The organism is Roseateles sp. DAIF2 (assembly GCF_015624425.1).
In the GTDB taxonomy this organism is placed as follows: domain Bacteria; phylum Pseudomonadota; class Gammaproteobacteria; order Burkholderiales; family Burkholderiaceae_C; genus Kinneretia.
Window position 1 is genome coordinate 3,816,365 of the sequence record NZ_CP049919.1, and the last position, 20,162, is coordinate 3,836,526.

The following is a 20,162-nucleotide window of genomic DNA, read 5'->3' on the forward strand; positions in this document are numbered from 1 at the left end:
TTCCATGGATGTTCCGATGCGCGATCTGGGATTCGACCCGGCGCTGACCCCGGGTCTTTCCGAGCGGCTGCTACACAGCCATCACCAGAACAACTACGGCGGCGCGGTCAAGCGGCTCGCCGCGATCCGCCGGCAGCTGGCCGCGCTGCCGTTCACTGATACGCCCGGCTTCCTGCTCAACGGCCTGAAGCGCGAGGAGCTGATCGCCACCAATTCGATGCTGCTGCACGAGCTCTACTTCGACAGCCTGGGCGGCGCTGGCGCCGAGATGGCGCCGGCGATGGCCCTGGCCCTGTGCGCCAGCTTCGGCGGCGTCGCGCGCTGGCGCGAGGAATTCGTCGCGATGGGCAAGGCCCTGGGCGGCGGGTCCGGCTGGGTGCTGCTGAGCTGGCTGCCGCGCGAAGCTCGTCTCGTCAACCAATGGGCCGCCGACCATACGCAGACCCTGGCCGGCGCCACGCCCATTCTGGCACTGGACATGTACGAGCATGCCTACCACCTGGATCATGGCACCCAGGCCGGCGACTATGTCGATGCCTTCATGACCAATATCGACTGGGCCAAGGTCTACGAACGCTACCAGCAGGCGGTGCATGCGGCGAGTGAGGGCTGCGCCGCCGAACCCGCCGAGATCGATCCGGCGCGGCTCACCGTGCTCGACGTGCGCCGTGCCGCCATCTACGAGCAGGCCTCCGCGGTGCTGCCCGGCGCGCGCTGGTGCGATCCGGCCAAGGTCGGCGAATGGGCCGGCGCGTTGCCCAAAGGGCCGGAGGTGCTGGTCTATTGCATCTACGGCCATGAGGTCGGTCGCGCCACCGCCTTGCGGCTGCGGTCCCAGGGCGTCCAGGCGCGCTTCCTGCTGGGCGGCATCGATCGCTGGACCCGCGATGGCCGCGCGCTGCAGGTCAAGGGCGCCGCCTGATATGACATTCGCCGCGGCGGGAATGCGAAAGGCACCGCCTATGGCGGCCGCACCGAGCGCGCGAGTTGGCGCTGCTTGTGGCCATTCGAGAATGGGCAAGCGCTCAGTTGGCGGATCCCGGATCGGTGTCAGCAGCGCGGGCAACACGCGTTGCTGCCGTCAAGGCGCGCCTGCCCGCTTGAGCGCCGGCAGCGTGTAGTCCAGCTCGTAGAAATGCTTGCCGCCCTCGATGCGGATGCCCATCGTGCCGGTGATGCCCGCCAGCTCGGCCGTGCCGGAGTCCGGCACGATGCCGATCGCCAGGCCCGGCGCGCCGCGCGTCATCGTGCCGCTGTGCTGCAGCACGAAGCTGCCGCGCCGGCCGCCCAGGCTGCCCTGGAACCGCTCCATCGCGACATAGCCGGCCGAGCCCTGGACGGCGCTGCGGTGCGCCAGCATCTGGCCCTGGCTCGTGCCCTCCAGCGGCCCGCCGAAGAAGCGCTTGTCCAGCAGCATGCGGTCGGGGGATGGAGTCCCTCCGGCCACCGACTGCGGCGTCATCTTGACCTCGAACTCGCCCTGCGCACGTTGCGGCGGCGGCGCACCGGCCTCGGCCAGGCAGTCGGCGCGGCGCATCGGGAAATCCACGCTGCGCGTCTCGCCGCCTGGGCGCCGGCCCTCGATGCGCGCCAGCAAGCGGCCATCGACCCGACGCTGGTAGGCGATGCGCTGCGGGAAATCATGCGCCGGGTTCTCGAACAGCAGCTCGCCCTCGCCGCTGCTCGCCAGCGGGAACTGCGCCTCGGCCTGACCCGAGGGTCGGGCGATGTAGACCAGGCGCCCGTCGCCGCGCTCGCGGATCTGCAGGAACTCATGCGCCACCATGCGGCCGTTCTTGACGGTGCGCGACAGGCCCAGCATCGTGCCGCCGGCCGGCGCCGTCCATTGCTCGACCGAGCCGGGCTCGGCCCCCTCGAGCGCCCAGCAGCCGGCCAGCCAGGCCGCCCGCTCCAGGCCCTGGGCCGCGGCCAGACCGGCGGCGGACAGCAGGGTGGCAATGCTCAGCCGGCGCAGGATTCGATGCGGTTTCATGGGCTGCGATTGTTGCTCACACCCCAGGGGGAAGGACAGGCCCCCGCCCCTGGCGGATACTCCGGCTTGCGGCCAGCCCGGCCGTGTGTGTAGTTGTTAGTTAGTCAACCGATCGTGGAGACCTTGCCATGGGCCTGATGGATTTCATCAAGAAACAGTTCATCGACATCCTGCAGTGGACCGAGGATGGCGACGGCACCTTGGCCTGGCGCTTCCCGATGGCCGAGATGGAAATCCAGTACGGCGCCTCGCTGACCGTGCGCGAGTCGCAGATGGCCGTGTTCGTCAACGAGGGCAAGGTGGCCGATGTGTTCGGCCCCGGCATGTACAAGCTCAGCACCCAGACCCTGCCGGTGCTGACCTATCTGAAGAACTGGGACAAGCTGTTCGAATCCCCGTTCAAGAGCGACGTCTATTTCTTCAGCACCCGCCAGCAGATCGACCAGCGCTGGGGCACCCAGCAGCCGGTGACGATCCGCGACAAGGACTTCGGCGCGGTGCGCCTGCGCGCCTTCGGCAACTACGCCTACCGCGTCGTCGATCCCAAGCTGTTCCATACCGAGATCTCCGGCACCCGCGAGCGCTACACGGCGCAGGACCTGGACGGCCAGCTGCGCGGCCTGATGCTGCAGCACATCAGCGACGCGGTGGCGCAAAGCGGCATCCCCTTCCTGGACCTGGCGGCCAACCAGATCGAGTTCGCCAAGGCCCTGCAGGAGGCCACCGCGCCCGCCTTCGCGGCGCTGGGCCTGAAGCTGGAGGCCGTGACCCTGCAGAACGTCTCGCTGCCCGAGGAGCTGCAGAAGATCCTGGACCAGAAGATCGGCATGGGCATGATCGGCCAGAACATGGGCCAGTTCATGCAGTACCAGACCGCGCAGGCGATCCCGAAGCTGGCCGAGGGCGTGGGCCAGGGCGGCGGCGGTGGCGTGGCCGGCGACGCGATGGGTCTGGGGGCAGGTCTTGCCATGGGCCAGGTGCTGGCGCAGCAGCTGGGCCAGGGCCTGGCCGGCGCCAACGCGCCGGCAGCGGCCGCTACCGCTCCGGCGCAGAGCGCCGACGAGATCATGGCCCTGCTGGAGAAGCTGGGCGAGCTGAAGGCCAAGGGCATCCTGACCGACGAGGAGTTCGCCGCCAAGAAGGCCGAACTGCTGAAGAAGCTCGCCTGAGTCTTGGTCCACCCCCTACGCGCTGCGCGCGCCCCCTCAAGGGGGCACGTCCGCGGGACCGGCAAGGCCGGATCCCCGGACGTCGCTGGGTAATTCACCACTGATGCTCGCGCCGCTCCCTCCTCTTCCGGTCACGACAGCGATTGGTCACCCCTAACAACCCCCAGCGCCGCTGGCAGGCGGCCTGCCCGAATTGCGGCGGGCCGGTCGAGTTCGCCTCGCCGGCCAGCGCCAGCGCGGTCTGCAGCTTCTGCCGCTCCACCCTGCTGCGCGAGGGCGAGGCGCTGCGCAAGATCGGCCAGAGCGCCGAGCTGTTCGAAGACTATTCGCCGCTGCAGCTCGGCGCGGCCGGGCGCTATGCCGGCGCGGCCTTCACGGTCGTCGGCCGGCTGCAGATCGGCTATCCGGAAGGCTCCTGGAACGAATGGCATCTGCTGTTCGACGGCGGGCCCGACGGGCCGCGCAGCGGCTGGCTCTCGGAGGACAACGGCGCCTTCGTGCTGGCCTTCGATGCCCCGCTGCAGGAGCGCGCACCGAGCGCCGACGAGCTGAAGGTCGGCGCCCAGCAGGTGCTGGCCGGCCGGCCCTGGCAAGTGGCGTCCAAGGTGCAGGCCAGCCTGCTGGCGGCCGAGGGCGAGCTGCCGCGCCCGCCCGGCCTGCCGGCGCGCGCCTTCTGGGTCGCCGATCTGCGCAATGCCCAGGGCGAGGTCGCGACTCTGGACTATGGCGATCCGGCCGCGGTGGCCTGGTCCATCGGCCGCTCGGTGCCGCTGGCCGAGCTGGCGCTGACGGGCCTGCGCGCCGAGAGCAGCAAGACTCTGGCCTCGAAAGCCCTGCCCTGCCCCAGCTGCGGCGCGGCGCTGGAGCCGCGGCTGGAGAACACCCGCTCGATCGTCTGCGGCCAATGCCATGCGGTGGTCGACATCTCGCAGGGCGCCGGTGCCGACCTGGCCCATTACGCGCAGGCCAACGGCATGGAGCCGCAGCTGCGCCTGGGCAGCGAGGGCCAGCTGGCGCTGCTGGCCGGCGGCAAGCCACTGCCCTGGCAGGTGGTCGGCTATCTGGAGCGCTGCGACCTGCCGGACAGCGGCGAGGACGAGCAGAGCTTCTGGCGCGAATACCTGCTCTACAACCGGCTCGAGGGCTTCGCCTTCCTGGTCGACACCGCCGAGGGCTGGAGCCTGGTGCGGCCGCTGACCGGCGCGCCGCGGCCCGGTGCCGGCGGCTCGATGCAGTGGCAGGGCAAGGTGTTCAAGCAGCGCTGGAGCTACGACGCCAAGGCCACCTATGTGCTGGGCGAGTTCTACTGGCGCATCCAGCGCGAGGAGCGCGTGCGCGTCACCGACTACGAGGGCCCCGGCGTGCGCGCCGAGCTGCTGAGCCGCGAGCAGACCGGCAACGAGCTGACCTGGAGCCATGGCCGCCAGCTCGACGCCGCCGAGGTGCTGAAGGCCTTCAAGCTGGCGCCCGAGATGCGCGCCGCGCTCAAGCGCGACACCGCAGCCCTCAGCGACAGCGGCACCACCCTGCGCAATATCGTGATCGGGCTGTTCCTGATCGCCTTCCTGTTCGCGCTGCTGCGCTCCTGCGACGACGATGATTGCGAGGCCTACAAGAGCAGCTACGGCGAGAGCAGCGCCGAGTACCAGCAATGCAAGCGCAGCAGCAGCGGGTCCGGCGTGCGCACCGGCTCGGGCGGCTCCTACGGCGGCTTCAGCAGCGGTGGCGGGAGCCATAAATGACCACCCCCTACGCGCTTCGCGCGCCCCCTCAAGGGGGCGAGCCCGCAGGCCCGGCAAAGCCGGATCCTCGGGCTCCGCTGGATGTCGCGTGGGCTTCGCCACGCGGTGTAATCAACGATCTGAAAAGGAATTGATATGGACCTTGAATGGCTGAAGCCCGCCGTGGTGCTGGGTTCCTTCCTCTACGCCATCATCGGCGTCGTGGTGTTCTGGGTCAGCTTCGTCATCGTCGACAAGCTCACGCCCTACAAGCTCTGGGAAGAGCTCGTCGAGCACAAGAACCTGGCCCTGGCCATCGTCGTCGGCTCGATGTGCATCTCGATCGGCATGATCGTCGCGGCGGCCATCAAAGGCTGAGCAAGGACCGAGTCGAACCCTGAGGGCTCGACGACGCCTTGCGAAGGACGGCCCATGTCTTGCATGGGCCGGCTGATTGGAACGGCGGCCATGCCGCCCTGGTCACAAAAGGTAAGCCCGGTAAAGCTTGGCGCCGAAGGGTGCGGGAGGTCATTTGTCGTGCCTACACTGCCCGACCTTTTTCTCCACACCCGCAACGCCATGCAAGCCGTCCGCCGCGCCCCGTCCCGCCTGATCATCGCCTCGACGCTGAGCCTGTCCTGCAGCCTGATGGGCCTGGCCCCGCTGCAGGCCCATGCGGTGATCGTGCCGACCGAGACCGTGGCCGCCGAGGCGCTGGCCGCCGCCGCACCGGCCGATGCCGCCGCCGATGCACGCGCGCGCGTCGCCGGCTTCCTGGCTCGCGACGATGTGCGCCAGGCCCTGGTGGGCCAGGGCGTCAGCGCCGAGGCCGCGCTGGCCCGGGTCGACGCGATGTCCGAGGCCGAGGTGGCCGAACTGGCCGGCCGCATCGACAGCGCCCCCGCCGGCGGCGAGGTGCTGGGCCTGATCTTCACCGTCTTCGTGATCCTGCTGGTGACCGACATCCTGGGCTTCACCAAGGTCTTCCCCTTCACCCGCTCGATCCGGTGAGTTACCCACGCGGCGCTAGCGCGGCGCTGCTGACGGCCTTGCTGCTGCTGGGCGGCTGCGCCAGCCTGCCGCCGCAGACCGCGAGCCTGCGCCAGGACTGGCCGGCCGCGCTGCCGCAGCGCGCCCTGCTGGACGAGGCGCGCGTCAGCTTCTATCCGCAGGAAGACTATGAATGCGGGCCGGCCGCGCTGGCGATGCTGATGAGCACCGCCGGCCTGAAGCTGACGCCCGAGCAACTGGTGCCGCAGGTCTATCTGCCGGGCCGCCAGGGCTCGCTGCAGCAGGAGTTGCTGGCGGCCAGCCGGCGTCAGGGCCTGGTGGCCTACCGCCTGGCGCCACGCCTCGAGACCCTGCTGCGGGAGCTGGCCGCCGGCCATCCGGTGCTGGTGTTCCAGAACCTCTCGCTGCCTGTGGCCCCGGTCTGGCACTACGCGCTGGCGATCGGCTTCGACCGCGAGCGCGGCGAGCTGATCCTGCATTCCGGCCGCCACGCACACCAGACCATGCCGCTGGCCACCTTCGAGCGCACCTGGGAGCGCGGCGGCCATTGGGCCATGGTGGCCCTGCCGCCCGACACGCTGCCGACCACCGCCGAGGCCGCGCCGATGGCGGTGGCGATCGCCGCACTGGAGCGCAGCGACAAGCAGGCCGCCCGTAAAGCCTATGCCCATGCGCTGCGGCGCTGGCCCGCGCAGCCGACCCTGCTGCTGGGCGCCGGCAACAGCGCCTATGCCGCGGCCGACCTGGCGGCGGCCGAGCAGGCCTACCGCGCCGCGCTGAGCACCGAGCCGAAGCTGGCCGATGGCTGGAACAACCTGGCCCAGGTCCTGCTGGACCAGGGCCGCCCCGTCGAGGCGCGGGCCGCGCTGCAGCGGGCGCTGGAGCTGGGCGGGCCGCGCCTGGCCCTGTACCAGGCCTTTGCGCAGCGGCTCGACGCGGCGCCGCCATCCTCAGCACCGCTGCGCTGAACGCAACACCGCGCGCCGAGAGCCACCGCGCCGCGCCCGGCGCATGGTATTTTGCGGGCAGGCCCTGGGGCCTGCAGGAGCATGTTCGATGGTCCAGCCATTGGCGATGAAGAATTCTTCGCGACCCTTGCTTGTCGCCGCCGCCGGCGCCGCCCTGCTGCTGGCCGCCGGCCTGATCACCTGGCAGCTGGCCACGCGCGGCGGCATGAGCAGCAGCAGTGACGGCAGTAAAACAGCGGCCGGCGACAGCAGCCGCGATTCGGGCGTCGTCACCCGGCCCGGCCCCGCGCTCCCGCCGCCGCCAGTGGCTACAACCGCCGCCCCGACGACCACGCCGCCCGCTGCGGCCTCGGCGGCTGCGGTCACCGCGCCCGCTCCGACACCGCCAGCCGCCGCCGCGACACCGGAGCGCAAGGCACCGAGCGGCGCCTCGACCACGCCCAAGTACCCGGTCGCGACGCGCGGCCGCGCGGCCGCGGCGGCCCCGCCCCTGCTGCCGCAGGAGGCGGTGGCGGCGACGCGCCAGGCCCTGGGCCAGCGCGCCACCGGCCGTTTTTTCTATTTCGATCCACTGGCGCGGCGCATCGTCGCGACCGTCGACGGCCTGGGCCAGCAACCGGCGCCGACCACCCTGTGGCTGCTGCGGCCGACGCCCGGCGCACTGAAGACCAATGCGGCCAAGGACCGGCTGGCCACGGCCAACGCCGAGCGCTACCGGCCCTTCGTGCGCTGGGTCGAGGGCCTCGACACCGCCGCGACCCTGCGCCTGTACCGGCGCTTCTATCCGATGCTGCAACAGGCTTGGATCGAGGCCGGCCATGCCGACGGCCACTTCAACGACCGCGTCGTCGAGGTGATCGACCAGCTGCTGGCCACGCCCAGCCCGCGCGGGCCGCTGCGCCTGAAGCCCGCGCCGGCGCGCGCCGCCAGTGCCGGCAGCAGCACGCCGCCCGTGCCGCGCTACGAGTTCGCAGACCCGGCGCTCGAAGCGTTGAGCACCGGCCAGAAGGTCCTGCTGCGCATGGGCCCGCAGCACGCGCAGCGCCTGAAGCTCAAACTCAAGGCCTTGCGTGCCGGATTAGTGAAGCTGGATCGGCCGCGCTGATTTGCCCTGGAAGAGCTCATGGCGCTGGTAGGCTAGCGCCCCATGACGACTGAGCCCGCCGCGCCCCTGCCCTCCGCCACGCCCGCTGCATCTCCAACCACCGCCCGCATCGCACCGCAGGAGCTGCTGCTGCTGGCCAGCGTGTTCGTGATCGCGGCCTGCGGCCTGGTCTACGAACTGGCGGCCGGCGCGCTGGCCAGCTATCTGCTGGGCGATTCGGTGCTGCAGTTCAGCACCATCATCGGCGCCTATCTGTTCGCGATGGGCCTGGGCTCCTGGCTCAGCCGCTATGTCGAGCGCCAGCTGGTGGCGCAGTTCCTGCGGATCGAGCTGCTGGTCGGCGTGATCGGCGGGCTGATGCCGGCCGGGCTGTTCGCCGCGCACAGCCTGCTGCCGCCGGACCAGGTGCTGGGCTTTCGCGTGCTGCTGTATGCGCTGGTGCTGCTGGTCGGCACCCTGGTCGGGCTGGAGATCCCGCTGGTGATGCGCATCCTGAAGCGCTTCTTCAGCGAGCGCTATGCGCTCAAGGAGCTGGTCTCGCAGGTGCTGACCTTCGACTACCTGGGCGCACTGCTGGTGGCGCTGGCCTTCCCGCTGCTGCTGGTGCCGCAGCTGGGCCTGGTGCGCACCGGCGTGTTCTTCGGCATCCTGAACGTGCTGGTGGCCTGCTGGGCGCTGTGGCTGTTCCGCACCGAGCTGCGCGGCTTCGCCGGCCATGTCTGGGCTTGCCTGCTAAGCCTGGCGGTGCTGGTCGCCGCGATGCTGGGGGCGGAGCGGCTCTCGACCTGGGCCGAGGACCGCTTCTACGGCGACCACATCGTGCTCAAGCACCACAGCGACTACCAGCGCATCGTCGTCACCGACGGCCGTGCCGGCACGCGGCTGTTCCTGAACGGCAATCTGCAGTTCCACTCGCGCGACGAGTACCGCTACCACGAGGCCCTGGTGCATCCGGCGATGGCGGCCCATGGCGCGCCCAAGAAGGTGCTGGTGCTGGGCGGCGGCGACGGCATGGCGGTGCGCGAGGTGCTGCGCTACCCGACGGTCGAGCGGGTCACGCTGGTGGAGCTGGACCCGCAGATGACGGCCCTGTTCGCGCACACACCGCTGCTGCGCCGGCTCAATGGCGGGGCGCTGAGCTCGCCGAAGTTGAAGGTCGTCAACACCGATGCCTTCGGCTGGCTGGAGCGCAATGGCGAGGAGCGCTTCGACGTGATCGTGATCGACTTCCCCGACCCCAGCAACTTCGCGCTGGGCAAGCTCTATACCGCCAGCTTCTACAAGCTGGTCGACCAGCACCTGAGCGCCGGCGGCTACGCGGTCGTGCAGTCGACCTCGCCGCTGATCGCGCGGCGCAGCTACTGGACCGTGGTGACGACGATCGAGGCCGCGGGCCTGACGACCACGCCCTACCATGCCCATGTGCCCAGCTTCGGCGAATGGGGCTTCGTGCTGGCCGGCCGCCGCCCCTGGCAGCCGCCGCGCGCGCTGCCCGAGGGCCTGCGCTTCCTCAGCCTCGCCGGCCTGCCCGCGCTGCTGGACTTCCCGCCCGACATGGCGCGCGTGCCGACCGAGGTGAACCGGCTGTCGAATCAGGTGCTCGTCCAGGAATTCGAGGCCGAGTGGGGCAAGATTCATTAAGCCGATGAAACGTCGCGAGCTTCTGCTGGGTGCCGCCGGCGGCCTGCTGCTGGCAGGCTGCGGCCGCGAGGATACGGCGCCGCTGCAAGGCGGCTGGGTCGGCGCCTCGCATCAACGCGGCCATCGCCTGCGTGGCGGCGCCGCCCTGCCCGCGCCGGGCGAGGGCACGCTGCGGCGTACCGAGGTGCTGATCGTCGGTGGCGGCGTCGCGGGCCTGGCTTGCGCCCGCGCGCTGATCCAGGCCGGCATCGAGGACATCGCGCTGCTGGAGCTGGAGGACCAGGCCGGCGGCAACAGCCGCGCGCATCGCATGGCCGGCATGGCCTGCCCGCTGGGCGCGCATTACCTGCCGCTGCCCGGCCGCGAGGCGCATGAGGTGGCCGAGCTGCTGTTCGAGCTGGGCCTGGTGCGCCACGAGCTGGGCCGCACCGTCTGGGACGAGCGCCATCTCTGCCACAGCCCGCAGGAGCGCTTGTTCTACCAGGGCGCCTGGCATGAGGGCCTGCTGCCGCCAAGCGAGGATGCCGCGGTGCTGGCGCAGTACCGGCGCTTCGCGGCCCTGGTCGACGAGGCGGGCCGCACGCTGAGCTTCGCGATGCCGACGCGGCGCGCACGCTGGAGCGCGGGCCACGAGCGGCTCGACGCGCAGAGCTTCGCCGCCTGGCTGGACGGCCACGGCCTCGATGCCGCGCCGCTGCGCTGGTACCTGGACTACTGCTGCCGCGATGACTTCGGCGCCGACAGCCATGAGGTCTCGGCCTGGGCCGGCCTGCATTACTTCGCCAGCCGCCACGGCTTCCATGCCCCCGGCGAGCACGAGGGCGAGCGCGAGGCGGTGCTGACCTGGCCCGAGGGCAATGCCTGGCTGGCCGAGCGCCTGGCCGCCGGCCTGGGCTCCGCGCGCCTGCTGGGCGGGCGCAGCGTGCTGCGCGTCAGCCCCGGCCGACATGAGAGCCTGGTGACGGTCTGGAACGAGGCGAGCGATGCGCCGGAGCGCTGGGCCGCGCGCCGGGTCGTGCTGGCGACGCCGCTGTTTATCGCGGCCCGGCTGCTGGAGGCGCCGCCGCCGGCGCTGCGCGAGGCGGCCGCGCGCCTGCAGTACGCGCCCTGGCTGGTCGCGAACCTGCAGCTGAAGGGGCCGCTGCTGCCGCGCCTGGGCGTGCCGGCAGCCTGGGACAACGTGGTCTACGGCAGCAGCGCGCTGGGCTATGTCGACGCGATGCACCAGAGCCTGCGGCCCGACCCCGGCGCCACGGTGCTGACCGCCTACCGTGCGCTGCCGCGCGCGCAGCGCGGCGCGCTGCTGAGCGACAGCTGGTCGACCTGGGCCGAGCGGGTGGTGCATGAGTTGCAGGCGACCCATGCCGACCTGGGCGGGCAGCTCGAGCGGGTGGACCTGATGCGCTGGGGCCATGCGATGAGCATCCCGGTGCCGGGCCTGCGCGGCGCGCCGGCGCTGGCCGCGCTGCACGAGCCGCAGCCCGGCGGGCTGTGGTTCGCGCACAGCGACCTGGCCGCCTACTCGGTGTTCGAGGAGGCCTACACGCGCGGCGTGACGGTGGCGAGCGCTATCGCCCGGGAGCTGAAGGGGGCGCCCCGCGCCGCCAGGCCTGCCGGCTGACCTCGCCCGCCGGCGCGAAGGCCTCGACCAGACGCGCCATCAGCGCCTCGGCCCGGGCGCTGTTGTCCGCGCCCATATTGCAGACATAGACGTCCAGCGTCACCCCGCCCAGCTCGGGCCAGGTATGGATCGCCAGATGCGATTCGGCCAGCAGCACAACGCCGGTGACGCCGCTCTGTTCCTGGCCCGGCGCCGGCGCGAAGCGGTGGAACAGCTCGGCCACCGCGCCCAGCCCGGCCTCGGCCACCGCAGCGACGCACAGCGCGCGCAGCGCCTGGGCATCGCGCATCGGCGCGAGTGCGGGGTCGCAGCCGCGCAGGTCGGCGGTCAGGTGCAGGCCGTGCAAGGCGAGAACCCGCTCAGCCGCCGGTCACCGGCGGGAAGAAGGCTACCTCGGCGCCCTCGGGGATCAGTGCGTCCTCGCTGCTGAGCTGCTGGTTCAGCGCGCAGCGCAGCGCGCGGCCGCGCGCCAGCGCCGCGGCATGCGGCTCGCCGCGCGCCAGCAGCTGGTCGCGCAGCGCGCCCAGGGTCAGGTCTTGCTGCCACGGCAGGGTCTCGCTGGGGCCCAGCGCCTCGCGCAGCGAGGCGAAGTAGCGCACGGTGATCGTCTGGCTCATGAGGCAAGCAGCTCGCTGAAGGGCAAGAAGCGCACCGGATCGCCCGGCGCGATGGCCCGGCCCGGCGGGTTGTCCACCAGCCCGTCGCCCCAGACCGCCGAGGTCAGCACGCCGGAGCTCTGGTTCGGGAACAGGTCCAGGCCGCCGGCCTCGTTGAGCCGCACGCGCAGGAACTCGCGGCGCTTGTCGGGCTTGGGCCAGGCGAAATCGGCGCGCAGCGCGAAGCCCCTGGGCGCCAGCGCCGTCGCGCCCTGCAGGCGCAGGATCACCGGGCGCACCAGCAGCAGGAAGGTGACGAAGCTGGAGACCGGGTTGCCGGGCAGGCCAATGAACCAGGAGTTCTGCACCTGGCCGAAGGCCAGCGGCTTGCCGGGCTTCAGCGCGATCTGCCACAGGTCCAGCCGGCCCTCGGCCTGCACCGCGGGGCGCAGATGGTCCTCCTCGCCGACCGAGACGCCGCCGGAGGTGATGATCAGGTCGGCCCGGGCTGCCGCCTCGCGCAGCGCGGCGCGGGTCGCGTCCAGGCTGTCGGGCACGATGCCCAGGTCGACCACTTCGCAGCCCAGGCCCTGCAGCAGGCCGCGCAGGGTGAAGCGGTTGCTGTTGTAGATCGCGCCGGGCTTCAATGGCTCGCCGGGCATCACCAGCTCGTCGCCGGTGGAGAACAGGGCCACGCGCGGGCGCGCCGCCACCTGCAGCACGGCCGCGCCGACCGAGGCCGCCAGGCCCAGCGCCGCGGCGTCGAGCCGATGGCCGGCGGCCAGCACCCGGCGGCCCTGCTCCACATCCTCGCCGCGGCGGCGGATATGCTGTCCGAGCTGGGGCTCGGTCTTGATGCGCACGCCGCCATCGACGGCCTCGCACAGCTCCTGCATCACGACGCAGTCTGCGCCCGGCGGAATCTGCGCGCCGGTGAAGATGCGCGCCGCGGTGCCGGGCTGCAGCGGCCCGGGCACGCTGCCGGCCGGCACTCGCTGGCTGACGGGCAGCTCGCCCAATGCGGCGTCGGCCGCGCGCAGCGCATAGCCATCCATCGCAGTGTTGTCGGCCGGCGGCACGTCCAGCTGCGAGATCACGTCGGCGGCCAGCACGCGGCCCAGCGCGTCGAAGGTCGAGACGGTCTCGGCCCGGCCCAGCGACGCCACCGCGCCCAGGAGGCGCTGCAGCGCCTCGTCGAGGCTTTGCAGCGGTGCTCGCGTGGCGGCCGAATCAGACATGGGCTTCGATGAAGGCCTTGACCTTGCTTACGTCGGCCGGCAGCACCGTGACGCGCTTGGGCAGCGCCTCGATATGCTCCAGCCCGGCCGGGCGCGGCGGCTCGAGGTCCAGCGCCTCGCGGATGGTCGCGGCGAACTTGGCCGGCAGCGCGGTTTCCAGCACTAGCATCGTTGTGCCGGCCTCGCGCTGCTCCAGCGCCACCTTCAGGCCGTCGGCCGTGTGGGTGTCGATCAGCTGGCCATACTTTTGGTGGGCCAGGCGGATCGTCGCCAGGCGGTCGGCATGGGTGGAGCGGCCGGAGACGAAACCGAAGCCGGCGATGCGGGCCTTCTCGTCCGCGCTCAGCACGAAGCCGCCGGGCTGCGAGAACAGGGCTTTCACGCGCGCACCGTCGCGGCCCAGCAGGTCGGCGATGAAGCGCTCGAAGTTGCTGGCCTTGGAGATGTCCATCGAGGGGCTGGAGGTCTCGTGCGTGTGCTCGGCCCCGCGCGGGCGGTAGGCGCCAGTGCGGAAGAACTCGTCCAGCACATCGTTCTCGTTGGTCGCGACCACCAGCTTCGCGATCGGCAGGCCCATCGAACGCGCGACATGGCCGGCGCAGACATTGCCGAAGTTGCCCGAGGGCACGGTGAAGCTGACCTGCTCGCCGTTGGTCTTCGTCGCCTGGAAATAGCCGGCGAAGTAGTAGACGACCTGGGCCAAGAGGCGCGCCCAGTTGATCGAGTTGACGGTGCCGATCCGGTACTTGCGCTTGAAGTCCAGGTCGTTGGAGACCGCCTTGACGATGTCCTGGCAGTCGTCGAACACGCCCTCGACCGCGAGGTTGTGGATGTTGGCGTCCTGCAGGCTGAACATCTGCGCCTGCTGGAAGGGGCTCATGCGGCCATTCGGGCTCAGCATGAAGACATTGACGCCCTGCTTGCCGCGCATCGCGTACTCGGCCGCGCTGCCGGTGTCGCCCGAGGTGGCGCCCAGGATATTGAGCGTCTCGCCGCGGCGGCCCAGCTCGTACTCGAACAGCTGGCCCAGCAGCTGCATCGCCATGTCCTTGAAGGCCAGCGTGGGACCGTTGGACAGGGCTTCCAGCGCCAGGCCGGGCTCCAGGACCTTCAGCGGCGTGATCTGCGGCGTGCCGAAGACCTCGGCCGTGTAGGTGCGGCGCACGATGGCACGCAGGTCCTCGGCCGGGATGTCGTCGATGTAGAGGCTGAGGATCTCGAAGGCCAGGTCGGCATACGAGAGGCCGCGCCACTTGGTCAGGGTCGCGTCGTCGATCTGCGGATAGGCGACCGGCAGGTAGAGCCCGCCGTCCGGCGCCAGGCCTTCCAGCAGGATCTCGCAGAAGCGGCGCTCCGTCCGGTCGCCGCGGGTGCTCAGGTACTTCATGGCATCTCCCGCCGGGCCGCCCCAAGGGAGATGCGCGCCCCCGCGGGGGGCAGCGAAGCGTGGGGGCTCATAGTCATGCCAGTTCTTCCTTGCGCAGCTTGACGATGGGGGCCAGCACCGTGTCCAGCGCCTGCATCTGCGCCAGGGCCTTGTTCATGCGCCCCTCGACGGTGTCGTGGGTCAGGATGATCAGGTCGGTTTGCTTCTCGCCCTCGCCGGACTCGCGCTGCAGCACCGCATCGATGGAGATGTCGTTCTCGGCCAGGATGGTGGTGATGCGAGACAGCACGCCGGCCTGGTCGGCGACGACCAGGCGCAGGTAGAAGCTGGTCGCGACCTGCTCCATCGCCAGGATCGGCGTGTCGCTGATCGCGTCGGGGCGGAAGGCCAGGTGCGGCACGCGGTGCTCGGGATCGGCGGTGTGCAGACGGGTGATGTCCACCAGGTCGGCGACCACGGCCGAGGCGGTCGGCTCGGAGCCGGCACCCTTGCCGTAGTAGAGCGTGGTGCCGACCGCATCGGCCTGCACCAGCACCGCGTTCATCGCGCCCTCGACATTGGCGATCAGGCGCTGCGCCGGGATCAGGGTCGGGTGCACGCGCAGCTCGATGCCGGTCTCGCGGCGGCGCGCGATGCCCAAGAGCTTGATCCGATAGCCCAGCTGCTCGGCGTACTTGATGTCGGCCGCCTGCAGCTTGGTGATGCCCTCGACATGGGCCTTGTCGAACTGCACCGGGATGCCGAAGGCGATCGCGCTCATGATCGTCGCCTTGTGCGCGGCGTCCACGCCCTCGATGTCGAAGGTCGGATCCGCCTCGGCATAGCCCAGGCGCTGCGCCTCCTTCAGCACGGTGCCGAAGTCCAGGCCCTTGGAGCGCATCTCCGAGAGGATGAAGTTGGTGGTGCCGTTGATGATGCCGGCGATCCATTCGATGCGGTTGGCGGTCAGGCCCTCGCGCAGCGCCTTGATGATCGGGATGCCGCCGGCCACCGCGGCCTCGAAGGCCACGATCACGCCCTTGGCATGGGCCGCGGCGAAGATCTCGGTGCCATGCACGGCCAGCAGGGCCTTGTTGGCAGTGACCACATGCTTGCCGGCGGCAATCGCCTCCAGCACCAGGGTCTTGGCCACGCCGTAGCCGCCGATCAGCTCGACGACGATGTCGATCTCGGGATTGGCGATGACCTTGCGCGCGTCGTCGACCACCTCGCAGGCGTCGCCGACGATGCCCTTGGCGCGGGCCACGTCCAGGTCGGCCACCATCGCGATCTCGATGCCGCGGCCGGCGCGGCCGCGAATCTCTTCCTGGTTGCGGCGCAGCACCTGGAAGGTGCCGCTGCCGACGGTGCCGATGCCCAAGAGGCCGACTTTGATCGCTTTCATCTGGAGTCTCAATTCGTCTGGGTTAGGTTCTTCAACGTCCGGCGCGCTTGCGGTAATGCGCGAGGAAGCGTTCGATACGGCCCACCGCGTCGTGAAGATCGTCGGAGTTGGGCAGGAACACGAGGCGGAAATGATCGGGAGCCTTCCAGTTGAAGCCCGTCCCTTGCACGATCAGCACCTTTTCCTCGGCCAGCAGTTCGTAGGCGAACTGCTGGTCGTCCTCGATCGGATAGATCTTGGGGTCCAGGCGGGGGAACATGTACAGCGCCGCTTTCGGCTTGACCACGCTGACGCCGGGGATCTGGCTCAGCAGTTCATACGCGAGGTCGCGCTGGCGGCACAGCCGGCCGCCGGGCGCCACCAGGTCCTTGATGCTCTGGTAGCCGCCCAGGGCGGTCTGGATCGCCAGCTGGCCCGGCGTATTGGCGCACAAGCGCATCGAGGCCAGCATGTTAAGGCCGGTGATGTAGTCCTTGGCATGGCGCTTCTCGCCCGAGACCACCATCCAGCCGGCGCGGTAGCCGCAGCTGCGGTAGTTCTTGGACAGGCCGTTGAAGGTCAGCACCAGCACATCGTCGGCCAGCGAGGCAATGCTGGTGTGAACATGGCCGTCGTAGAGCGTCTTGTCGTAGATCTCGTCGGCCATGATGATCAGCTGGTGCTGACGCGCGAGCTCGACGATTTCCCGCAGCAGGCTCTCCGGATAGAGCGCGCCGGTCGGGTTGTTCGGGTTGATGACGACGATGACCTTGGTGTTCGGGGTGATCTTGGCCTTGATGTCGGCGATGTCCGGGAACCAGTCGCTGCTCTCGTCGCAGATGTAATGCACCGGGTTGCCGCCCGACAGCGCCACCGCGGCGGTGTAAAGCGGATAGTCGGGCGCGGGCAGCAACACCTCGTCGCCGTTGTCCAGCAGCGCGTTGAGCGCCATCACGATCAGCTCGGAGGCGCCGTTGCCCAGATAGACGTCGTCGACGGTGACGCCGCGGATGTTCTTTTCCTGGCAGTAATGCACCACCGATTTGCGCGGCGCGAACAGGCCCTTGGAATCGGTGTAACCCGCGGCGGCCGGCAGGTTGCGTATCATGTCCTGCACGATCTCGTCCGGGGGCTCCAGGCCGAAGGCGGCAATGTTGCCGATGTTCAGCTTGATGATCTTCTGGCCCTCTTCCTCCATCTGGCGCGCCTTGTCGAGCACGGGCCCGCGGATGTCGTAACAGACATTGGCCAGCTTGCTGGACTTGGCGATGGGCTTCAAGACGGGCGCTCCTGATGGCGGATGGGATCGGACAGAGAAGACCCGCGATTTAAACACAGGGTTTGCCCCGTTCCCGGGCCGAACCCGCAGCAGCACAGCATGAAGTTCCAACTCGACGAGCAGCAAGGCGGCAACAGCATTTCACGGCACGACGGCGCCAGCGTCTGGGTCAACGGCCGGGCTCACCAACACAGCCTGCTGGTGCCCTGGCGTGGCGAGGTGCTGGCCTGGGGCGCCGAGCGCTTCGAAGACCTGGGCGAGGCCCATTTCGAGCAGATCCTGTCGCTCAAGCCGGAGCTGGTCGTGTTCGGCAGCGGCGCCAAACTGCGTTTTGCCCGCCCGGCCCTGTACCGCGGCCTGATCGAGGCCCGCATCGGCGTCGAAACCATGGACCTGGCGGCCGCCTGCCGCACCTACAACGTGCTGGCCAGCGAGGGCCGCAGCGTGCTGGCGGCGCTGCTGATCGAGAAGGCCTGAGCGCCGGGCGTCCGCAATCCCCCGCAATGGCGACAAGAGCCCCGGCGGGCGGGACTTGCCATTCAACGTATAATTGGCGGCTATGCCCTTCCGGGCACACTCACTACAGAACGCCACATGACGCCAGCGCTCAACAAACCCCTCCCGGAAATTGAAGCTCTCGCAACCGGCGGCGTGAAGTTCACCCCGCAGGCCTTCCTCGGTCGAGTTGTGGTGCTGTACTTCTACCCCAAGGACAACACGCCGGGTTGCACCACCGAAGCCATGCAGTTTCGCGATCGCCACAAGGACTTCGTGAAGGCCGGCGCCGTGGTGCTCGGCGTGTCGCGCGACAACATGGCCTCGCACGACAAGTTCAAGCAGAACCTGGAACTGCCCTTCGAGCTGATCGCCGACACCGAAGAGAAACTCTGCCACATGTTCGGCGTGGTCAAGAACAAGATCATGTACGGCAAGAAGGTCAAGGGCATCGAGCGCTCGACCTTCCTGATCGATGCCGGCGGCGTGCTGCGCGAGGAATGGCGCGGCATCAAGGTGGCGGGCCATGTGGACGAGGTCCTGAAGGCCGTCAAGTCGCTGCAGAAGGAAGCCGCCTGATCCCAGGCCTTCGCCGGTGCAAGCTGGCCAGTATCCCCGCAAAGCCGGCCCGGCAGCCTCGCCGCGCCGGCTTTGTTGCCAGCAAGCCGCAGCGCCCCGTTGACGCCGGAGCGTCATGGGCTTTGTGCATAATCGGCCCATGCCCTGGTGCCGTGAAACCGAATCCGCAAGCGAAGAAGAAAGCCGTACAGCCCGCTGTGCGGCTTTTTGCTTTTTCACGCCCGGCATCTATCTTTTGCCTTTGACCTTCAGTCCGTGAGCCCACGGCCTGCATAGCACCTCATGCCACTGCCCAAGCCCCCGACCAAGCGCGCCAGCCTCCTCGAGCCCTCCGCCTTTGCCGCCACGCTGGCGGTCAGCAAAGCCCCCCCCAAACCGAAAATCACCCCGGCCGCGGCGCCTGCCGCTGCGTTGGCCCCGGCCGAACGCCCCGCCGCGCGCGGTAAAGAGATGGTCGCACCCAAGGTGGCGGCCGCGCCGGTCGCCGCGCCGGCGGCCGTCAGCCCCACCCTGGCCCTGGTCAGCCCCGCCGCCCCGGCCGCCGCGCCCAAACCCGCGGCGCGCAGCAAGCCCGCGGCCAAGCCGCGCGGCGCCGGCAAGCCCAAGCTATTCGTGCTCGACACCAATGTGCTGATGCATGACCCGATGTCGCTATTCCGCTTCGAGGAACACGACATCTATCTGCCGATGATCACGCTGGAGGAGCTGGACGGCCACAAGAAGGGCATGACCGAGGTGGCGCGCAATGTGCGCCAGGTCAGCCGCGACCTGGACGCGCTGGCCGCCGGCCTGCAGCACCACACCCTGGAGGAAATGGCCCAGGGCCTGGCGCTGGACCTCACCGGCCACCGCGAGGCCGGCGGCAAGCTGTTCTTCCAGACCCAGCTGCTGGACACGCCGCTGCCCCAGGGCCTGCCGCAGGGCAAGGCCGACAACCAGATCCTGGGCGTGGTGCAGGCACTGAAGGCGCAGCAGCCGGGCCGCGAGGTGGTGCTGGTGTCCAAGGACATCAATATGCGCATCAAGGCCCGCGCGCTGGGCCTGGCCGCCGAGGACTACCGCAACGACAAGACGCTGGAGGACAGCGACCTGCTCTACACGGGCGTGCAGGCCTTGCCCGCCGACTTCTGGGACCGCCATGGCAAGACCATGGAGAGCTGGCAGCAGGGCGGTATCACCTTCTACCGCATCAGCGGCCCGCTGGTGCCCTCGCTGCTGGTCAACGAGTTCGTCTACCTGGAGGCGCCGGGCGCCGCGCCGCTCTACGCCAAGGTCACCGAGATCACCGGCAAGACCGCGGTGCTGCGCACTCTGAAGGACTACGGCCACCAGAAGAACGCCGTCTGGGGCGTTACCGCGCGCAACCGCGAGCAGAACTTCGCGCTGAACCTGCTGATGGACCCGGACTGCGACTTCATCACCCTGACCGGCACCGCCGGCACCGGCAAGACCCTGATGACCCTGGCCGCCGGCCTGTCGCAGGTGCTGGACGAGCGCCGCTACAGCGAGATCATCGTGACCCGCGTCACCGTGCCGGTCGGCGAGGACATCGGCTTCCTGCCCGGCACCGAGGAAGAGAAGATGGGCCCCTGGATGGGCGCGCTGGACGACAACCTGGAGGTGCTGGCACGCGGCGACAGCAGCGCCGGCGAATGGGGCCGTGCCGCCACCAACGACTTAGTGCGCAGCAAGATCAAGATCAAGAGCCTGAACTTCATGCGCGGGCGCACCTTCCTGAACAAGTTCGTCATCATCGACGAGGCGCAGAACCTGACGCCCAAGCAGATGAAGACCCTGATCACCCGCGCCGGCCCCGGCACCAAGATCGTCTGCCTGGGCAACCTGGCGCAGATCGACACGCCCTACCTGACCGAGGGCAGCTCGGGCCTGACCTTCGCGGTGGACCGCTTCAAGGGCTGGGCCCACAGCGGCCACATCACCCTGGCGCGCGGCGAGCGTTCGCGCCTGGCGGATTTCGCCTCCGAGGTGCTGTGAC

Annotated in this window: 19 protein-coding genes; 12 read left to right on the forward strand and 7 right to left on the reverse strand. The window is 69.9% G+C overall.

Going from position 1 to position 20,162, the window contains the following annotated elements:
* Positions 1 to 4: 4 nt before the first annotated feature.
* The gene (locus tag G8A07_RS17770) at positions 5 to 922 is read left to right on the forward strand and encodes a Fe-Mn family superoxide dismutase (RefSeq protein WP_195793339.1); all 918 of its coding nucleotides are present in this window, start codon (positions 5 to 7) and stop codon (positions 920 to 922) included.
* Between the two features lie 159 nt (positions 923 to 1,081).
* Here the strand turns inward: G8A07_RS17770 and G8A07_RS28290 are convergent, their stop codons facing one another.
* The gene (locus G8A07_RS28290; protein ID WP_371816377.1) at positions 1,082 to 1,993 is read right to left on the reverse strand and encodes a DUF6265 family protein; all 912 of its coding nucleotides are present in this window, start codon (positions 1,991 to 1,993) and stop codon (positions 1,082 to 1,084) included.
* Between the two features lie 128 nt (positions 1,994 to 2,121).
* Here G8A07_RS28290 and G8A07_RS17780 point away from each other — a divergent pair, with 128 nt between their 5' ends.
* The 8 genes from G8A07_RS17780 (at position 2,122) to G8A07_RS17815 (ending at position 11,229) form a co-directional block, all read left to right on the forward strand.
* The gene (locus tag G8A07_RS17780; protein ID WP_195793340.1) at positions 2,122 to 3,162 is read left to right on the forward strand and encodes an SPFH domain-containing protein; all 1,041 of its coding nucleotides are present in this window, start codon (positions 2,122 to 2,124) and stop codon (positions 3,160 to 3,162) included.
* Positions 3,163 to 3,305: 143 nt separating this feature from the next.
* A complete protein-coding gene (locus G8A07_RS17785) occupies positions 3,306 to 4,904 on the forward strand; it encodes a DUF4178 domain-containing protein (RefSeq protein WP_195793341.1) in 1,599 nt (532 codons plus the stop codon).
* Between the two features lie 135 nt (positions 4,905 to 5,039).
* The gene (locus G8A07_RS17790) at positions 5,040 to 5,261 is read left to right on the forward strand and encodes a DUF350 domain-containing protein (RefSeq protein WP_195793342.1); all 222 of its coding nucleotides are present in this window, start codon (positions 5,040 to 5,042) and stop codon (positions 5,259 to 5,261) included.
* Between the two features lie 201 nt (positions 5,262 to 5,462).
* Positions 5,463 to 5,894 carry a PA2779 family protein gene (locus G8A07_RS17795; protein ID WP_195793343.1) on the forward strand — a complete coding sequence of 144 codons (432 nt, stop codon included), beginning with the start codon at positions 5,463 to 5,465 and terminating at the stop codon, positions 5,892 to 5,894.
* Complete coding sequence (locus G8A07_RS17800; RefSeq protein ID WP_195793344.1) at positions 5,891 to 6,862, forward strand: PA2778 family cysteine peptidase; 972 nt, start codon at positions 5,891 to 5,893, stop codon at positions 6,860 to 6,862. Before G8A07_RS17795 ends, G8A07_RS17800 begins: the two co-directional genes overlap by 4 nt.
* A gap of 127 nt (positions 6,863 to 6,989) precedes the next feature.
* Complete coding sequence (locus tag G8A07_RS17805; RefSeq protein ID WP_195793345.1) at positions 6,990 to 7,967, forward strand: DUF3014 domain-containing protein; 978 nt, start codon at positions 6,990 to 6,992, stop codon at positions 7,965 to 7,967.
* A 42-nt stretch (positions 7,968 to 8,009) separates the two neighbouring features.
* Positions 8,010 to 9,608, forward strand: a complete 1,599-nt coding sequence (locus tag G8A07_RS17810) for a polyamine aminopropyltransferase (RefSeq protein WP_195793346.1) — start codon at positions 8,010 to 8,012, stop codon at positions 9,606 to 9,608.
* Between the two features lie 4 nt (positions 9,609 to 9,612).
* Positions 9,613 to 11,229 carry an FAD-dependent oxidoreductase gene (locus G8A07_RS17815; RefSeq protein ID WP_195793347.1) on the forward strand — a complete coding sequence of 539 codons (1,617 nt, stop codon included), beginning with the start codon at positions 9,613 to 9,615 and terminating at the stop codon, positions 11,227 to 11,229.
* Here G8A07_RS17815 and speD read toward each other — a convergent pair.
* The 6 genes from speD to G8A07_RS17845 all read right to left on the reverse strand — a co-directional run bounded on the left by speD (position 11,177) and on the right by G8A07_RS17845 (position 17,092).
* Positions 11,177 to 11,575, reverse strand: a complete 399-nt coding sequence (speD, locus tag G8A07_RS17820) for an adenosylmethionine decarboxylase (RefSeq protein ID WP_195793348.1) — start codon at positions 11,573 to 11,575, stop codon at positions 11,177 to 11,179. The genes G8A07_RS17815 and speD overlap by 53 nt on opposite strands.
* Positions 11,576 to 11,588: 13 nt before the next feature.
* Positions 11,589 to 11,846, reverse strand: coding sequence for a MoaD/ThiS family protein (locus G8A07_RS17825; RefSeq protein WP_195793349.1), 258 nt, complete (start codon positions 11,844 to 11,846; stop codon positions 11,589 to 11,591).
* On the reverse strand, positions 11,843 to 13,063 hold the full coding sequence (gene glp, locus G8A07_RS17830) for a gephyrin-like molybdotransferase Glp (protein WP_195793350.1): 1,221 nt from the start codon (positions 13,061 to 13,063) through the stop codon (positions 11,843 to 11,845). The genes G8A07_RS17825 and glp overlap by 4 nt, the downstream gene beginning before the upstream one ends.
* Positions 13,056 to 14,450 (reverse strand): threonine synthase, encoded by a 1,395-nt coding sequence (gene thrC, locus G8A07_RS17835; protein ID WP_195793351.1) that lies wholly within the window; start codon positions 14,448 to 14,450, stop codon positions 13,056 to 13,058. Before thrC ends, glp begins: the two co-directional genes overlap by 8 nt.
* Positions 14,451 to 14,523: 73 nt before the next feature.
* Positions 14,524 to 15,834 carry a homoserine dehydrogenase gene (locus tag G8A07_RS17840; RefSeq protein WP_195793352.1) on the reverse strand — a complete coding sequence of 437 codons (1,311 nt, stop codon included), beginning with the start codon at positions 15,832 to 15,834 and terminating at the stop codon, positions 14,524 to 14,526.
* A 31-nt stretch (positions 15,835 to 15,865) separates the two neighbouring features.
* Positions 15,866 to 17,092 carry a pyridoxal phosphate-dependent aminotransferase gene (locus G8A07_RS17845; protein ID WP_195793353.1) on the reverse strand — a complete coding sequence of 409 codons (1,227 nt, stop codon included), beginning with the start codon at positions 17,090 to 17,092 and terminating at the stop codon, positions 15,866 to 15,868.
* A 99-nt stretch (positions 17,093 to 17,191) separates the two neighbouring features.
* Between G8A07_RS17845 and G8A07_RS17850 the strand changes: the two genes are divergently transcribed.
* The 3 genes from G8A07_RS17850 to G8A07_RS17860 all read left to right on the forward strand — a co-directional run bounded on the left by G8A07_RS17850 (position 17,192) and on the right by G8A07_RS17860 (position 20,161).
* Positions 17,192 to 17,569 carry an Mth938-like domain-containing protein gene (locus G8A07_RS17850; protein WP_195793354.1) on the forward strand — a complete coding sequence of 126 codons (378 nt, stop codon included), beginning with the start codon at positions 17,192 to 17,194 and terminating at the stop codon, positions 17,567 to 17,569.
* 117 nt (positions 17,570 to 17,686) lie between these two features.
* Positions 17,687 to 18,166 carry a peroxiredoxin gene (locus G8A07_RS17855; RefSeq protein WP_195793355.1) on the forward strand — a complete coding sequence of 160 codons (480 nt, stop codon included), beginning with the start codon at positions 17,687 to 17,689 and terminating at the stop codon, positions 18,164 to 18,166.
* Between the two features lie 282 nt (positions 18,167 to 18,448).
* Positions 18,449 to 20,161 (forward strand): PhoH family protein, encoded by a 1,713-nt coding sequence (locus G8A07_RS17860; protein ID WP_195793356.1) that lies wholly within the window; start codon positions 18,449 to 18,451, stop codon positions 20,159 to 20,161.
* Position 20,162: the final 1 nt, after the last annotated feature.

What these genes read in the sequence shown, in the direction of transcription:
- G8A07_RS17815 (WP_195793347.1), top strand. Translation starts at nt 9,613, where the DNA reads ATGAAACGTCGCGAGCTTCTGCTGGGTGCCGCCGGCGGCCTGCTGCTG.
- G8A07_RS17860 (WP_195793356.1), top strand. Translation starts at nt 18,449, where the DNA reads ATGCCACTGCCCAAGCCCCCGACCAAGCGCGCCAGCCTCCTCGAGCCC.
- G8A07_RS17810 (WP_195793346.1), top strand. Translation starts at nt 8,010, where the DNA reads ATGACGACTGAGCCCGCCGCGCCCCTGCCCTCCGCCACGCCCGCTGCA.
- glp (WP_195793350.1), bottom strand. Translation starts at nt 13,063, where the DNA reads ATGTCTGATTCGGCCGCCACGCGAGCACCGCTGCAAAGCCTCGACGAG.
- G8A07_RS17780 (WP_195793340.1), top strand. Translation starts at nt 2,122, where the DNA reads ATGGGCCTGATGGATTTCATCAAGAAACAGTTCATCGACATCCTGCAG.
- G8A07_RS17790 (WP_195793342.1), top strand. Translation starts at nt 5,040, where the DNA reads ATGGACCTTGAATGGCTGAAGCCCGCCGTGGTGCTGGGTTCCTTCCTC.
- G8A07_RS17825 (WP_195793349.1), bottom strand. Translation starts at nt 11,846, where the DNA reads ATGAGCCAGACGATCACCGTGCGCTACTTCGCCTCGCTGCGCGAGGCG.
- thrC (WP_195793351.1), bottom strand. Translation starts at nt 14,450, where the DNA reads ATGAAGTACCTGAGCACCCGCGGCGACCGGACGGAGCGCCGCTTCTGC.
- G8A07_RS17855 (WP_195793355.1), top strand. Translation starts at nt 17,687, where the DNA reads ATGACGCCAGCGCTCAACAAACCCCTCCCGGAAATTGAAGCTCTCGCA.
- G8A07_RS17850 (WP_195793354.1), top strand. Translation starts at nt 17,192, where the DNA reads ATGAAGTTCCAACTCGACGAGCAGCAAGGCGGCAACAGCATTTCACGG.
- G8A07_RS17795 (WP_195793343.1), top strand. Translation starts at nt 5,463, where the DNA reads ATGCAAGCCGTCCGCCGCGCCCCGTCCCGCCTGATCATCGCCTCGACG.
- G8A07_RS28290 (WP_371816377.1), bottom strand. Translation starts at nt 1,993, where the DNA reads ATGAAACCGCATCGAATCCTGCGCCGGCTGAGCATTGCCACCCTGCTG.
- G8A07_RS17770 (WP_195793339.1), top strand. Translation starts at nt 5, where the DNA reads ATGGATGTTCCGATGCGCGATCTGGGATTCGACCCGGCGCTGACCCCG.
- G8A07_RS17840 (WP_195793352.1), bottom strand. Translation starts at nt 15,834, where the DNA reads ATGAAAGCGATCAAAGTCGGCCTCTTGGGCATCGGCACCGTCGGCAGC.